Genomic DNA, 13,394 nt, shown 5'->3' with positions numbered 1-13,394 from the left:
ATAGTAAACCAATGGGTTGAGTATTGAGCGGGTGCGGCGGCATTGTCAAGTGGCGGCGGCGCGCTTCAGCTCGGCCGGCGCGTGCCCATAGGCCCTGGAGAACGCCCTCGAAAAAGCCGCGGCGCTGCCAAAGCCGGCTCGCCGCGCGGTCAGCTTCACGGCTTCTCCCGCCGCCAGGTGCCGGCGCGCCAGCGTGAGCCGCCAGGAGCTCAGGTAGGCCATGGGCGTCATTCCCACGGTCGCGCGAAACGCCGACATGAAAGCGCTCCTGGACATGGCCGTTCGATCCGCCAGGTCGTCCACCGTCCACTGCCGCGACGGCGCCTCGTGGATCGACACCAGTGCCCGATGCAATGCGGGGTGCGCAAGCCCGGCAAGCAGACCCGGCTTCTGCGCACCGGTGTCGATCGCGCTTCTCAGCACCATCAGCATGAGCACTTCGGCCAGCCGGTTCAGGGCTGCGCTGCGGCCACAGCGGCTTTCAATCGCCTCCGAGAGAAATGCCCTGGCGGTGGCTTCCAGCGCGAGGGATTCGCGCAAGGGCACCGATATTTCGTCAGGGATGGCGCTCATCAGCGGGTTGGTGTCGTTGTCGAAATCGACGTGCGCCGCAACACGCACATCGGGCGGCAACGCGCCAGCGCCGTGCAAGCGAAAGACGACCCTGGCATCGGCTTTGCCGTCCGCGCCTGCAAGCAGCAAAACCGGCCCGGGGGAATGAGGCTCGGCAAGCACGGCAACCCGCAGCTTGAACACCTCGATGAACGCCGCGAGGCGGTCGGCCTTGGCAGGGTTTGGACTTTGAATCATGGAATCTGGACTCTTCATGATCGCAAGCATGCGATCTTCGAGGCTCGTTTGCAACCACCTCAAAGGAACACCCACATGCTGATGCCACGCCAACAAGCCCCGGAACTCGTGGTCGATACCCTTGCGGCCGGCACCTTTCGCCTGGCCGCCGAAGCACCCGGGCGAATGACGCTGCTGTGCTTTTACCGGGGCCTGCATTGCCCGATTTGCGCCACCTACCTGAAAGAGCTGGAGCGGCTGACGCCCTCATTTGCCGAGCGCGGCGTCAGCACCATCGCCATCAGCTCTGACGGCGAAGAACGCGCACGCGCCATGGCCGAGAAAATTGGCGCGGCCAGCTTGCGCATCGGCTACGGGCTTTCGCTCGCAAAGGCCAGGGAGTGGGGCCTGTACGTTTCGGCGTCTCGCGGCAAGACGTCCATCGGCATCGAGGAGCCGGCGCTTTTTTCAGAGCCGGGCTTGTTTCTCGTCAGGCCCGACAACACCGTTTACTACCTCTCGGTGCAGTCGATGCCCTTTGTGCGCCCCAATTTTGCGGAGATGGTCCAGGCGCTGGATTTCGTCATCAAGAACGACTACCCGGCACGGGGCGAGTACACAGGGCCGCTTATTCCGCAGCAATGCCCGCAGTCTTGATGATCTGCCCCCAGCGGTTCAGTTCGGCCAGCTGGAACCGCGCGAGTTCTTCGGGCGTGGAAAGCGCGGCCTCCATGCCGGCTTGCTCGACCAGCTTTTGCACCGCAGGCGTCTGGATGGCACGGTGCATGAGCGCGTTCAACCGCTGCACCACCGGGGCCGGTGTGCCGGCAGGTGCATAGAGCGCGTTCCAGTAGCCGAACTCATAGCCCGGCAATGATTCGGCAATGGCCGGAACGCCCTGCACCAGCGGCAGGCGCTTGGGGCTGCTCACGCCCAGCGCGCGCAGCTTGCCCGCCTTGACGTGGGGCAGGGTGGTGGCAAGGTCGGCAATCATCAGCTCGGTTTGGCCGGCGACCAGGTCGAGCACGGCAGGCGGATTGGCCTTGTAGGGCACGTAGTTGAAGCGGGTGCCCGTCATCTGCTGGAACAGCTCGGTCGCCACCTGCGCGGACGAGCTGCCCGAGCCGTAGTTGAGCTTGCCCGGCGCAGCCTTGGCGGCGGCAATCAGTTCGGCCACGTTGTTGGCCTTGACCTGCGGGTTGACCACCAGCAGCTGGTAGCCCTTGGTCAACAGCGATACCGGCGCGAAGTCCTTGATGGGGTCGTACGAAAGCTTTTTCTGCAGGTGCGGGTTGGCCGATTGCGTGGTGTTGGTGGTCATGAACACCGTGTAGCCGTCCGGCTGGGCCCGCGCGACAAACTGCGCTGCAATGCCGCCGAACGCGCCCGCCCGGTTGTCGACGATCACGGGCTGGCCCGTTTCCTTCGTCAGCTCCAGCCCGATGGCGCGCGCCAGTCCGTCGGTGGCGCTGCCGGCGCTGGAGCCCACCACGATGGTGATGGGCCGGGCAGGAAAGTTCTGCGCGCTGGCGGCGCCGCAGAGCGGAAAGAGCATGGCAAGTGCCAGGAGCGATCGGCGATGGTTCATTGGTTTGTCCTTAATAGTTATGGAGAAAGAAAAGGAGAGGGCGGCAACGGCCAGCCCTGCGTGGCGCGAAAAGATCAGCGCAGCAAATTCCAGCCCGACATGAGCGCATGCAACTGCCGGTGCTGGTGGTCCGTCAGCGGCCAGGCCGAAGGCGGGCGGGTGGCACCGCAGTCGTTGCCCATCAACTGCAGCGCGGTCTTCACCACCGTTACGTTGGTGCCGTTGTTCTCTTGGGCGCGAAGCTCTTCGAAGGGCAGCATCTCGCCGATGAGGCGCATGGCCAGCGCATGGTCGGCGGCTTCGAGCGCGTTGTAGATGGCCACCGAGCGCTCCGGCAGCACGTTGATGAGGCCCGACGTAAACCCGCGCGCACCCACGGCGTAGAACGGCGGTGCCCACACTTCGGCCAGGCCGCCCACCCACGCCAGCTGGCGGTCTGCGGTGCGGCGCATGGCCTCGGCCAGCACCAGCGGCGTGGGCGAGGCCCACTTGACGCCCACGATCTCGGGTATGCGGCACAACTCCTCGATGGCGGCCAAGCCGATGTTCTCGTTGCGCAGGTACAGCACCATCGGCAAGCCATCGGCCGCATCCGCAATCTTTCGGAGGTACGCCACCACGCCGCGCGGCGCAACAAAAGGATCTGGCGGCTGGTGCACCATGAGCGCGTCGGCACCGGCCTCGCGCGAGGCGCGCGCCAGGGCGCAGGCTTCATGAACGCTGCGGCCCACGCCGGCCAGCAGGGGCACGCGGCCCGCAATGCATTCGGCTGCGGCATGCACCATGCGCTCGGCCTCGTGCGCCTGCAGGCCGTAGAACTCGCTGGTGTTGCCGTTGGCAACCAGCACATGCACACCGGCCTGCACGGCACGGCCGACCACCGGCTCGAGCGGCGCAACGCTGATTGCGTCGTCGGCGTCGAAGGGCGTCACCAGAATGCCGGAGATGCCGTTGAGTGCATCGCGCAACGCGCGGCCTTGGAAAGAACTCATGTCGAATACAGGATTGGAAAATGGATGAAGCGCGGAGAACGGCTACTCTAGGAGCCACCGGCAACAGCGTCCAATCCATACATGGGATGCCGCCATTCAAGATTTGAATCGTGTTTCAGCTCACCCAACTCCGCTGCTTTGTGGCCGTTGCCACCGAACTGCATTTCGGCCGCGCCGCCGCATCGCTGAACATGACGCAGCCGCCGCTCACGCGGCAGATCCAGCTGCTGGAGCATGAAGTGGGCGTGCTGCTGCTCGAACGTGCGGGCGGCAGCGTGCGGCTCACGCCCGCCGGCGAGGTGTTTCTGCGCGAGGCCGAAGACATCCTGCGCCGCAGCCAGGCCGCCACGCTGGCCGCTCGCCGCGCCATGCGCGCCGACGCCGGCAGCGTGACCATGGGGTTCATTCCCGCTGCAAGCTTCACCATGCTCCCGCAGTTGCTGGCCACGGTGCGGGCCCAATTACCAGACGTGCAGGTCATGCTGCGCGAGATGCAGACCGCCGACCAGATCGAGGCGATGGGTGCCGACCGCATAGAGCTGGGCATCGTGCGGCCGTTTGCGCCGCGCAGCTTTACCGAATCGGCCGCCATATTCCGCGAGCCCTTTGTGCTTGCGATACCCGCGGAGCACCCACTGGCGCAGCTTGAATCGATACCGTTGGGCGCGCTCGAAGGACAGGCCTTCATCGAGTTCTGCCCGTCGGAGTCGCGCTACCTTTACGAGCTGGTGGCAGGGCGGCTGCGTGCCGAAGGCGTTGCGCCCGAGGTGGTGCAAACGCTGAGCCACACGCATTCGATACTGTCGCTGGTCGATGCGGGCGTGGGCGTGGCGGTGGTGCCGCATTCCGCGCACAGGCTGCGCTATGCCGGCGTGGTGTTCAGGCCGCTGCAGGATGCGAACGGCTTCGACGTCGAGCTTCACCTGGCGTGGCGGCGCGGCGGCCGGCATGGCGTTGCCGATACCCTGCGCATGCTCATCCAGCAGGCCTATCCGCCCCCTGCAAGGCCGTAGGGCTTTCTTGTACGATCTTTCGTCAAAACGGGCCCGCCTCACCTCTCTCTTTTCATGACCGATTCGCTGCTCACGCTGAATGCCGGCTCGTCATCGATCAAGGTCGCGCTGTTCGACGCGGCCGAGGGCGGCGGCTCGCTTCCCGTCGCGCGCTGGTCGGGCCAGGCCGACGGCCTTGGCGCGGGCCTCAAGCCCAGGCTGCGGGTGCACGATGCAAGCGGCGGCATGCTGCACGATGCCGCGCTCGAAGGCGGCCAGGCTTCGCACCAGGGTGCGCTGGCGGCGCTGCTCGAGTGGCGCGCCAGGCAGCACGATGCCAGCCGCATTGCCGCAGTAGGGCATCGCATCGTGCACGGCGGCGGCAGCTTCATGGAGCCGGTGCGTGCCGACGAAGCGGTGCTTGCCGAACTGGCCGAGTTGGAGCCGCTGGCTCCGCTGCACCAGCCGCACAACCTTGCGGGCGTGCGCGCCGCCATGCAGGCCTTCAGCGGCGTGCCGCAGGTGCTGTGCTTCGACACCGCGTTTCACGCCACACAGCCCGATGTGAACCGCCGCTTCGCGCTGCCGCGCACGCTGCACGATGCGGGCGTGCGCCGCTACGGTTTTCACGGCCTGTCCTATGAATCCATCGTGGCGCAGTTTGCCGAGCATGCGCCGCAGCTCGCGCAGCAGCGCGTGATCGTCGCGCACCTTGGCAACGGGGCCTCGATGTGCGCCATGGCGCAGGGCCGCTCGGTCGCAACGACAATGAGCTTTTCTCCGCTCGACGGCCTCACCATGGGCACGCGCTGCGGCCGGCTCGACGCGGCCGTGGTGCTGTACCTGATGCGCTCGCGCGGCATGTCTGCGGACGAGGTGGAAAAGCTGCTGTTCCGCGAATCGGGCCTGCTGGGGCTTTCGGGCGTTTCAAGCGACATGCGCGAGCTAGAGGCTTCAAACGTGCCGGAGGCTGCAGAGGCCATCGCGCATTTTGCGGAACAGGTACTTCAGCACATGGGCAGCCTTGCCGCGGCGCTGCGCGGTGTCGATGCCATCATCTTTACGGGTGGCATCGGCGAGAACGCCACTGCGCTGCGCGAGCGTGTTCTTGAAGAATGCGGCTGGCTGGGCATGGAGTTCGATGCGGCAGCCAACGCGAAAGGCGCAACGCAGCTGACTACGCCCGCGAGCCCCGTGAGCGCCTGGGTGTTCAAGACCGACGAAGAGGCGGTGATTGCGCGGCACACCGCGCGTGTGTTGCGCCGGTAGACGGAGCATCCGCTGCGCTGATGATCGGGGCCCGATCAGGGCTGCCTTCAAGAGGTGGCTTCGAGAGCACCGGCTTTCGCCAGCCCTTCGCGCGGTTGTTTCTGCACCAGCCAGTTTGTAGCAACCAGCGCAAGAAACACGGCCGCGGCGGCGCAACCGAATACCGATTGCAGCCCGTGGGCGAGCGCCGCCGCTACCGCATCTGCCGTTGCACCGTGCGCCAATGTTGTGGCAAGTTCGCGCTTGATCAGGTGCGCCAGCAGCGCCGCCAGCAACGCCACGCCGGCCGCGCCGCCAAGGCTGCGCAGCATGATGGGCGCCGCCGTGGCAATGCCCATGTGCTGAGCGGGCGATACGCGCTGCGCCACCACAGTGACGATGGGAAAGAGCAGCCCGAGCCCGAGCCCCAGCGGCAGCAGCGCGGCCGAAAGTGCCAGCGGCGTTGCGGGCAGCCATTGCAGCACGCCCGTCATCAGGCCGAAGGACAGCAGCATGAGCAAGCAGGCCGCACGCGCTAGTGAAGCGGCAGGCCTTTGTGCGCGCAGCAGCTTGCCGCTGGTGATGGCTGCCAAGGTAATGCCGGCCATCAACGGCAGCAGATGCCACGCGGAACCGGTGGGCGACAGGTGCAAGCCAATCTGCAGGTACTGCGGCAAGAACACCACTGCGGCGTAGAGCGCAACGCCCGTCGCCGTTCCGATGAAGCTGACCGCCGCGTAGGCCGGGCGAGCGAACAGCGACAACGGCAGCAGGGGGTGCGCGGCGCGCTTCTGCCGCCACAAAAAACCCAGCGTGAATGTGGCGCCCAGCGCCAGCAGAAGCCATAGCGAAACCTGCTCGGGCAGGTTCAACTGGCCGTGCTGGGTGGCCAGCAAAAGCAGAACAAGAGCGGCGGTGAGCAGCGCCGCGCCAAGCCAGTCGATGGCCAGGCGCTGCCGCGCTTGCGTGACCGGCGCTTGTGCGGCGGTTGGGGTGCTCGGCTTCGATGGCAGGGTCGATGCCAGCACCCCCCAGGCCAGCGCCGCCGGCGGAACGTTCATCCAGAAGGCCCAATGCCACGACAGGTGCTCCACCAGTGCGCCGCCCATCAGCGGGCCGAACATGGTCGAAACACCATAAGCCGCGCCGAGCAGCGCCTGGTAGCGCCCGCGCTGCTCGGGTGCGAACAGGTCGGGAACCGTGAGCATGGCCAGCGTCATCAGGCCACCGCCGCCCGCGCCTTGCAGCGCCCGTGCAAGCACAAGTTGCCGCACGTTCTGGCTTGCCCCGCAGGCCAGCGAGCCGGCCAGGAACAGGCCGATGGCCAGCAGCAGCATCGGCTTTTTGCCAAGCACGTCCGCCAGGCGCCCATACAGCGCAATGACCACCGTCGCGGCCAACAGGTAGGCCGAGAACACCCATGCCAGCGGCCAGCCGCCCGGCAGCTCGCGTGAAATGACCGGCACCGCGGTCGAAAGAATGGTCTGGTCGAGCGCCGCCAGGACGAGCGTCAGCACGAGCATGGCAAAGGGGAGCAGGGGCGAAGAGGTGCGCGGGGCTTTCATGGGCGCAGTGTCCGCAGCCGCAATCATTTTGTACAGTGCAACATATTGAACATATGATTTCAAATGGCGAACACATACGATCTCAACCTGCTGACAGCGCTCGATGCGCTGCTCTCCACCGGCAGCGTAACGGCCGCTGCCGCGCGCATGCACCTGAGCACGCCCGCCATGAGCCACACCTTGGCGCGCATTCGCGAATCGTTCGCAGACCCGATCCTGGTGCGCGCCGGCCGCAAGCTGGTGCCCACCCCGCGCGCGCTTGCACTGGCAGAGCCCGTGCGCGCATTGCTTGCGCAAGCGCAGGCGTTGCGCGCACCGGCAGATGCGCAAAGCCTGGCGGCGGTGCGGCGGCGCTTCGTTGTTCGCGCACCGGAAGGCATTGCGGTGGTGTTCGGCGCCAGCGTGTCGCAGACGCTGGAAAAAGAAATGCCGCTGGCCTCGCTCCAGTTTCTGCCAGAAACCTATGCCGACCCCGGCGCGTTGCGCGAAGGCCGCATCGACCTGGACGTGGGCAGCTTCAAGGGCACCGACCCAGAAACCGAAACCCAGGTGCTGTCAGAGCAAACATTGGTGGGTGCGGTGCGCGCGGGGCACCCGCTGCTCAAGGGCTTGAAGAAAACCCCGATGACGGCGGCGCGCTATGCAGATGCGCGCCATGTTGGCGTTACGCCGCGCGAAGGCGAGCCGTCGCCGGTGGATACGGCGTTGGGCCAGTTGGGCCTGCAGCGCCAGTTGACGTTGCTGGTGCCCAGCACTTTTTCGGCATTGATTGCAGCCTCTCGCACAGAGCTTGTCGCCAGTGTTCCCGAGCGCACCGCACGGGGCATGGCCGCCTCGCTGGGGCTCACCATTTTCGAGTTGCCTGTTGCAGTGCATTCGGAGCCGTTGCGCATGGCATGGCACCCGCGCCACCATGTCGATCCGGCGCATCGGTGGCTGCGCGAAAGCATTCGGCGGCTGCTGGATGACCGGCGCTGGATTGTGCCGTCCGTCACCTCGCTGACCGGCGCTGCCAAGAAGCGCGTGGTGTAGGCAAGGGCCGCGCGCGTCAGCCCTGAAAGTTCAGCCTGAGCCCCGGCGTCGGCCAATCGTCGATGGCAATCAGCCGCCCGCTGCCCGACAGCGTGACGTAGGCCGTGCGCATGTCGCGCCCGCCAAAGCAGATGTTGGTGGTGTAGCGGTCGGGCAGCGGCACGTGCTCGAAGGTGCTGCCGTCTGGCGCGACGATGGTGATGCCGCCGTGCAGCAGCGTGGCCACGCACAAGTTGCCCAGCCCATCGGCCGCCATCGAATCGAAGCGCTGGTAGTGCCCGCCGGGCGATGCGCACAACATGCGCCCGCCGTGCGGCGATGGCCAGCCGTCCTTGCGCAGCCGGCCCGGTGCCGTGATGTCGAAGGCCCAGAGCCGCGCGCCTTCGGTCTCCGCGTAATACAGCGTGCGGCCGTCCGGCGAAAGCGCGATGCCGTTGGGCGTCATGGCCGGCCGCACCACGGCATGCACGGCGCTGCCATCGCTGTGGCCATGGAACACGCCGCCCCTGTCCATGTCGCGCTCACGCGTCTTGCCCAAGTCCGTAAAGTAGAAGCCGCCTTGCGCATCGAACACGATGTCGTTCGGCCCACGCAGCGCATAGCCGTCGACCGTGTCGTACAGCCGCTCGGCGCGGCCGGTGGCAAGGTTTACGCGCTCGATGCGGCCGCCCGAATAGTCTTCGGCCTGGCCCACTGGGCGGTGGCAACCGTCCGCCTCGGTGTGCCAGCGAAAGCCGCCGTTGTTGCACACGTACACCGCGCCGTCGGGCCCCATGGCGGCGCCGTTGGGCCCCCCACCCAGGTCGGCCACCACTTGCACCAGCCCGTCGTGCCGCACGCGCGTGAGCGTGCCGCGCGCAATTTCGACCAGCAGCACGGAGCCGTCGTCCATGGCAATGGGCCCTTCGGGAAACTGCAGGCCGGTGGCGAGTTCGCGGATTTGCATTGGAGGCCCTTTCTCTTGCGGGGCCGTCTTTTTACACCCGCTATACCCCGCTACCCCCGCGCTCGCGCGTCAGTCGCCGCCGCAGCCGTTGCGCTCCAGCACCGGCAGCAGCTGCGGCCCCAGCGACTTGAGCAGCTGCGTTGGCAGCGCGCTGGTGAACTTGTAGCGCGCGGCGTAGGGCTCGCCCACATAAGCCATGATGGTGCCGAAGTAGCGGTCGCCAATGGTGAACACGAACGTGGCCGAGCGGCTGATCTTGCGCTCTGCATTCTTGCTGCCGCCGCCGCCCACGTGCCCGTAGCGGTGGTCGCCGGTGCCGGTCTTGCCGCCCACTTCGAGCACGCGGCCGTTCGCATCCACCAGCACGCCCTTCAGGCGGCGGGCGGTGCCGTCTTGCACCACCTCTACCAGCGCGCGGCGCAGCGTGGCGGCCACCTCGGTGGGCAGCACTTGCTCTGTGCTTGCATTGCGCGGCTCCAGCCGTGTCTCATAAGGCGTTTCGCGCGCAAAGTGCAGCGAGCCCACGCGCTGCACCGGGCGGCGCATGCCGTCATTGGCGATGATGCCCATCAGCTCGGCCAGCGCGGCCGGCCGGTCGCCCGATGCGCCAATGGCGCTTGCGTATGAAGGCGTGAGCGATTCGAACGGATAGCCCAGGCGCTGCCACGAGCGGTGGATCTGCGCGAAGGCGTCCAGCTCGATCAGCTCGCGCAGGCGTGTGTCTTGCGCGCTCTTGTGCCGCGTCTTGAACAGCCAGGCGTATACCTCTTGCCGTTCGTTGGCGCTCGCGTTCAACACTTCAGTGAGCGTGGCGCCGGGGTGCTTCCGCAAAAAGCCCACCAGCCACAGCTCCAGCGGATGCACGCGCGCCACGTAGCCGCGGTCGGCCAGCGACAGGCCCGCGTAGGTGGTGCGCAGCGCCCGCAGTGCGCGCGGCGAGCCGTCGTAACTGCGGCCCAGCTTTTGCGCCAGCAGCTCTTCGAGCCGCTCGTCGCTGGCATTGGGCTCTATGGTGAACAGCACGCTCGCCACGCGCGGTGCAGAGGCCCCTGTGCGGCGCAGCAGCAGCGCCTCGGCATTGGCGGCCGGCAGGCGCTGGTACTTGCGATAGAAGCGCATCAGGTAGGCAGAGCCCTCGCGGTCGGCAAAGCGTGCGAGCAGTTCGCGCCGGCGCGGATCGGCCAGGTCCTTCAGCAACACCTCGGCATCTGATTCGCCGCCGAACATGCGGTGGCGCACCACATCGCGCATCAGGCGAATGAAGACCAGGTTGACCGAATGCTTGAAGCCTTCGCGCACCGTCATGAATTCGCTGTTGCGCGAGCGCTCGAAGTTTTCGAACTGATGCAGCCCGCCGCCGGTAAAAAACGCCTCGCCCGGGTTGGCCGAATACTTGCGTTCCATGGCCGCCTCGAGCATGGGCGCCAGGCGCTTGTCTTTGGTGCGCTGCAGGTATTGCCGCGCCCAGGCACCCAGTGGGTCGCGCGGGCTCGGCGCCAGTGCTGAAAGCTGCGCGGGGCCAAGGCCCGCCCAGCGGCCGTGCAGCTCGGCCACCAGCTCCAGGTAGCTCACCAGCGTGCGCAGCTTGGCGGTGGAGCCCAGGTCAAGCCGCGCGCCCTGGTTCACGTCGAATGGCTGGTCGATGTTGTCCGCCTGAACCCGCAGCAGGTTGGCTTGCGGGCCGCGCTCGAACAGCGTAAAGCTGTAGATCAGCGGGCTCGGGTCTGCGCCCGCATCGAGCAGGTGCGGGCCGTACAGCCCCGCCGCCTTGGCCGCGGCCGGTGTGCGCATGCTGGTCAGCACGCGCGCAGCCAGCGCCTGCGCTTCGCCGTCGAGGCTGGTTTCGGCTTCCAGGTCGAGCCGCTCCAGATCGTAGGCGCGCGGCACGTCGAGGAGGGTAGAGATGTGGGTGCGCAGCGCGCTTGTGGCCTTGCGCTGCACAAAGTCTGGCCGCGCCGTTGCGGGCAGCTCGGGCCGAAGGTGCAGGGGCGCTGCAAGGGCCGCATCGCGCAGCGCCGGCGGGATCACGCCCGCATCGGCCATCAGCCGCAGGTAGCTGTCGGTGAGCCGTGCCAGGCCCGCCCCGTCGCTCAGCAGGTGCTGCGACGGGCGGCGCTGCGCAATCATCAGCGACAGCGCCTGCTTGAAGGCCCCGGCCTGCCGCTGCAACGCATCGGGCGTGGGGGCTGCGCCTTCCGCATGGTCGGCGAGCAGGCGGTTCACCTCCCTGAAGTCGCGGCCATACCAGGCCCACAGCCCGTCGCCCATGCCGTGCACCTCGCCCATGCCAGGGCGCGCGGCCAGCGGCACCGTGTCGAGATAGTCGACCACGATCTGGCGGCGCCGCGCCAGCGTGTCGTCGCCGTCTTGGTAGGCCCGCACGGATGCCGACGCCATTTGCCGCAGCTTTTCGCGCACGGATGCGGTGCGCCCGTGCGGCGAGTGGCGGTACTTTTCGATTTGCGTGGCCAGCGTGCTGCCGCCCGTTGCCATCTGGCCGGGGCTGAACACCCGCAGCGCCTGCTCCAGCGCGGCCTTGGCGAAGCGCTCAGGGTCGAGCGCGGGGTTGCGCTGCGGCGGCTCCGCATCGAGCAGGTGGCGGTCTTCGACGAACAGCAGGCTGCTCACCAAGAGCGGCGGCACCTCTTCAAAACGCTCGTACGCGCGCTGCGGGGAGCGCGTGTGCAGCAGCGCCGCGTTGCGGCAGTCGCGCACCGTAAGGCCGGCCTGGTTCTTCTCGCGGTAGGGCGTAAAAAGCCCGTGCTCCTGCAGCTCGATGAGCCGCGGCGACATGCGCGCCTGCCGGGTGATGGTGAAGCCCTGCGGCTGCAGCTGCTCGATGAAGCGGGGCAGATCGTGATAGCCCAGCCGCTCGTCGTAAGGCCCCGTTTGCGGAAAGCGAATGGCGTTGCTCGGGCCCGAATCGACGCTGAAGGTGGCGCCGGCGGCAAAGTCGCGCCACATGGCGGATTGCAGCCGCGAAGTCTTCAGTTCGTCGACCACCAGAAAGGCACCGAGCGCACCCAGCACGGCGAGCCCAGTGCCGATCCAGAAGAACTTCTTGAACCTTGTCATGCTCTGCCTCGCACACAGTCTGCTACGCGGGTTCGCCCAAGGCGATGATGCGCCTTTGGCAGCAGTTTGTGTGGTGCGGGGCAGCCTGAAACGAGGGAGAACTACCTATTGGGAATTAGCGGTGCGCCGGCATACAAATGCGGGTTGCCGCGGGCTTCGAAAAAGCAGGCGTCAGCCCACCGCCTTGATGAGTCGCTCGCGCCCCGCCTTGGCCAGCATCGACGCTACCGCGCAAGAGGCCAGGCGCGCCGGCTCCGAGTCGGCCCGGCTGGTCAGGATGACCGGCACCCGGGTGCCCAGCACAATGCCCGCTGCATACGCCCCGCCCAGAAAGGTGAGGCTCTTTGCCAACATGTTGCCCGCGTCCAGGCTGGGCACGATCAGCACATTGGCGCGGCCCGCCACCGGCGACACGATGCCCTTGATGCGTGCCGCCTCCGGGTCGATGGCGTTGTCCATGGCCAACGGCCCATCGACCTCTGCCCCGGTAATCTGCCCGCGGTCGGCCATCTTGCACAGCACCGCCGCATCCAGCGTGGAAGGCACCTTGGTGCTCACCGTTTCAGTGGCCGAGAGAATCGCCACCCGCACCGCTGGCATCTGCAGCGCATGCGCAAGGTCGATCGCGTTCTGCACGATGTCGACCTTTTCATCGAGCGTGGGCGCAATGTTGATGGCCGCGTCGGAAATGATGAGCGGCTGAGGGTGCCCCGGAACGTCCATCACAAAGCAGTGACTGATGCGCCGCGACGTGCGCAGCCCGCCCTCGCGCCGCACCACCGCGCCCATCAACTCATCAGTGTGCAGGCTGCCCTTCATCAACGCATCGACCTCGCCGCGCAAGGCCATGGCCACGGCCGCGTCGGCTGCGGCGTGGCTGTGAGGGGCGTCGACGATGGGGATGTTGGAAAGGTCTGCATTCGCCTCGCGTGCCGGGGCTTCGATTTTTGCGCGAGGGCCGATGAGCGTGGGGGCGATGAGGCCGAGGGCGGCTGAAGCGAGGGCTGCTTCGAGGGAGACGGCGTTGGCTGGGTGGACGACTGCGACGCGGAGCGGTGGGAGGGCGCGGGCTGCGGTGATGAGGCGGTCGTAGTGGGGGTGGGTGGTGGAGGGGGAAGGAGAAGGGGAAGAGGGCGGCATGCGGGCTCCGGTGGACGGGCGTTCTTG

The 13,394-nt window shown here is 67.1% G+C and carries 11 protein-coding genes; 4 read left to right on the top strand and 7 right to left on the bottom strand.

What is annotated here, in order from left to right; all coding sequences use genetic code 11:
- Positions 1-45: 45 nt before the first annotated feature.
- Complete coding sequence (locus QHG62_RS23960; protein WP_281148113.1) at positions 46-810, bottom strand: helix-turn-helix transcriptional regulator; 765 nt, start codon at positions 808-810, stop codon at positions 46-48.
- 75 nt (positions 811-885) lie between these two features.
- On the opposite strand from QHG62_RS23960, the gene QHG62_RS23955 reads away from it, so the two are divergent.
- Positions 886-1,446, top strand: coding sequence for a peroxiredoxin-like family protein (locus QHG62_RS23955; RefSeq protein WP_281148112.1), 561 nt, complete (start codon positions 886-888; stop codon positions 1,444-1,446).
- Here the strand turns inward: QHG62_RS23955 and QHG62_RS23950 are convergent.
- Together QHG62_RS23950 and QHG62_RS23945 are read right to left on the bottom strand one after the other, a co-directional pair.
- Positions 1,418-2,377, bottom strand: coding sequence for a Bug family tripartite tricarboxylate transporter substrate binding protein (locus tag QHG62_RS23950; RefSeq protein ID WP_281148111.1), 960 nt, complete (start codon positions 2,375-2,377; stop codon positions 1,418-1,420). The genes QHG62_RS23955 and QHG62_RS23950 overlap by 29 nt on opposite strands.
- A 74-nt stretch (positions 2,378-2,451) precedes the next feature.
- The gene (locus tag QHG62_RS23945; RefSeq protein ID WP_281148110.1) at positions 2,452-3,369 is read right to left on the bottom strand and encodes a dihydrodipicolinate synthase family protein; all 918 of its coding nucleotides are present in this window, start codon (positions 3,367-3,369) and stop codon (positions 2,452-2,454) included.
- A 110-nt stretch (positions 3,370-3,479) separates the two neighbouring features.
- Here QHG62_RS23945 and QHG62_RS23940 point away from each other — a divergent pair, with 110 nt between their 5' ends.
- Entirely contained in the window at positions 3,480-4,382 is a 903-nt protein-coding gene (locus QHG62_RS23940; RefSeq protein WP_281148109.1) for a LysR substrate-binding domain-containing protein, read from the top strand.
- Positions 4,383-4,436: 54 nt separating this feature from the next.
- Positions 4,437-5,630 (top strand): acetate/propionate family kinase, encoded by a 1,194-nt coding sequence (locus QHG62_RS23935; RefSeq protein ID WP_281148108.1) that lies wholly within the window; start codon positions 4,437-4,439, stop codon positions 5,628-5,630.
- 47 nt (positions 5,631-5,677) lie between these two features.
- Here the strand turns inward: QHG62_RS23935 and QHG62_RS23930 are convergent, their stop codons facing one another.
- Entirely contained in the window at positions 5,678-7,174 is a 1,497-nt protein-coding gene (locus tag QHG62_RS23930) for an MFS transporter (protein WP_281148107.1), read from the bottom strand.
- 63 nt (positions 7,175-7,237) lie between these two features.
- Between QHG62_RS23930 and QHG62_RS23925 the strand changes: the two genes are divergently transcribed.
- Positions 7,238-8,206 (top strand): LysR family transcriptional regulator, encoded by a 969-nt coding sequence (locus tag QHG62_RS23925; RefSeq protein WP_281148106.1) that lies wholly within the window; start codon positions 7,238-7,240, stop codon positions 8,204-8,206.
- A gap of 16 nt (positions 8,207-8,222) precedes the next feature.
- Here the strand turns inward: QHG62_RS23925 and QHG62_RS23920 are convergent, their stop codons facing one another.
- The 3 genes from QHG62_RS23920 to QHG62_RS23910 form a co-directional block, all read right to left on the bottom strand.
- A complete protein-coding gene (locus tag QHG62_RS23920; RefSeq protein ID WP_281148105.1) occupies positions 8,223-9,152 on the bottom strand; it encodes an SMP-30/gluconolactonase/LRE family protein in 930 nt (309 codons plus the stop codon).
- Between the two features lie 69 nt (positions 9,153-9,221).
- Complete coding sequence (locus QHG62_RS23915; RefSeq protein WP_281148104.1) at positions 9,222-12,227, bottom strand: transglycosylase domain-containing protein; 3,006 nt, start codon at positions 12,225-12,227, stop codon at positions 9,222-9,224.
- Between the two features lie 171 nt (positions 12,228-12,398).
- Positions 12,399-13,367, bottom strand: coding sequence for a bifunctional enoyl-CoA hydratase/phosphate acetyltransferase (locus tag QHG62_RS23910; protein WP_281148103.1), 969 nt, complete (start codon positions 13,365-13,367; stop codon positions 12,399-12,401).
- Between the last annotated feature and the right edge of the window lie 27 nt (positions 13,368-13,394).

The sequence above is a fragment of the Variovorax paradoxus genome (assembly GCF_029919115.1).
GTDB lineage: Bacteria > Pseudomonadota > Gammaproteobacteria > Burkholderiales > Burkholderiaceae_C > Variovorax > Variovorax paradoxus_O.
This window is presented reverse-complemented; position numbering and strand designations above follow the sequence as displayed.

Coding starts and splice junctions, on each gene's coding strand:
- QHG62_RS23915 (WP_281148104.1), bottom strand. CDS start 12,227: ATGACAAGGTTCAAGAAGTTCTTCTGGATCGGCACTGGGCTCGCCGTG.
- QHG62_RS23910 (WP_281148103.1), bottom strand. CDS start 13,367: ATGCCGCCCTCTTCCCCTTCTCCTTCCCCCTCCACCACCCACCCCCAC.
- QHG62_RS23955 (WP_281148112.1), top strand. CDS start 886: ATGCTGATGCCACGCCAACAAGCCCCGGAACTCGTGGTCGATACCCTT.
- QHG62_RS23920 (WP_281148105.1), bottom strand. CDS start 9,152: ATGCAAATCCGCGAACTCGCCACCGGCCTGCAGTTTCCCGAAGGGCCC.
- QHG62_RS23945 (WP_281148110.1), bottom strand. CDS start 3,369: ATGAGTTCTTTCCAAGGCCGCGCGTTGCGCGATGCACTCAACGGCATC.
- QHG62_RS23935 (WP_281148108.1), top strand. CDS start 4,437: ATGACCGATTCGCTGCTCACGCTGAATGCCGGCTCGTCATCGATCAAG.
- QHG62_RS23960 (WP_281148113.1), bottom strand. CDS start 810: ATGATTCAAAGTCCAAACCCTGCCAAGGCCGACCGCCTCGCGGCGTTC.
- QHG62_RS23950 (WP_281148111.1), bottom strand. CDS start 2,377: ATGAACCATCGCCGATCGCTCCTGGCACTTGCCATGCTCTTTCCGCTC.
- QHG62_RS23930 (WP_281148107.1), bottom strand. CDS start 7,174: ATGAAAGCCCCGCGCACCTCTTCGCCCCTGCTCCCCTTTGCCATGCTC.
- QHG62_RS23925 (WP_281148106.1), top strand. CDS start 7,238: ATGGCGAACACATACGATCTCAACCTGCTGACAGCGCTCGATGCGCTG.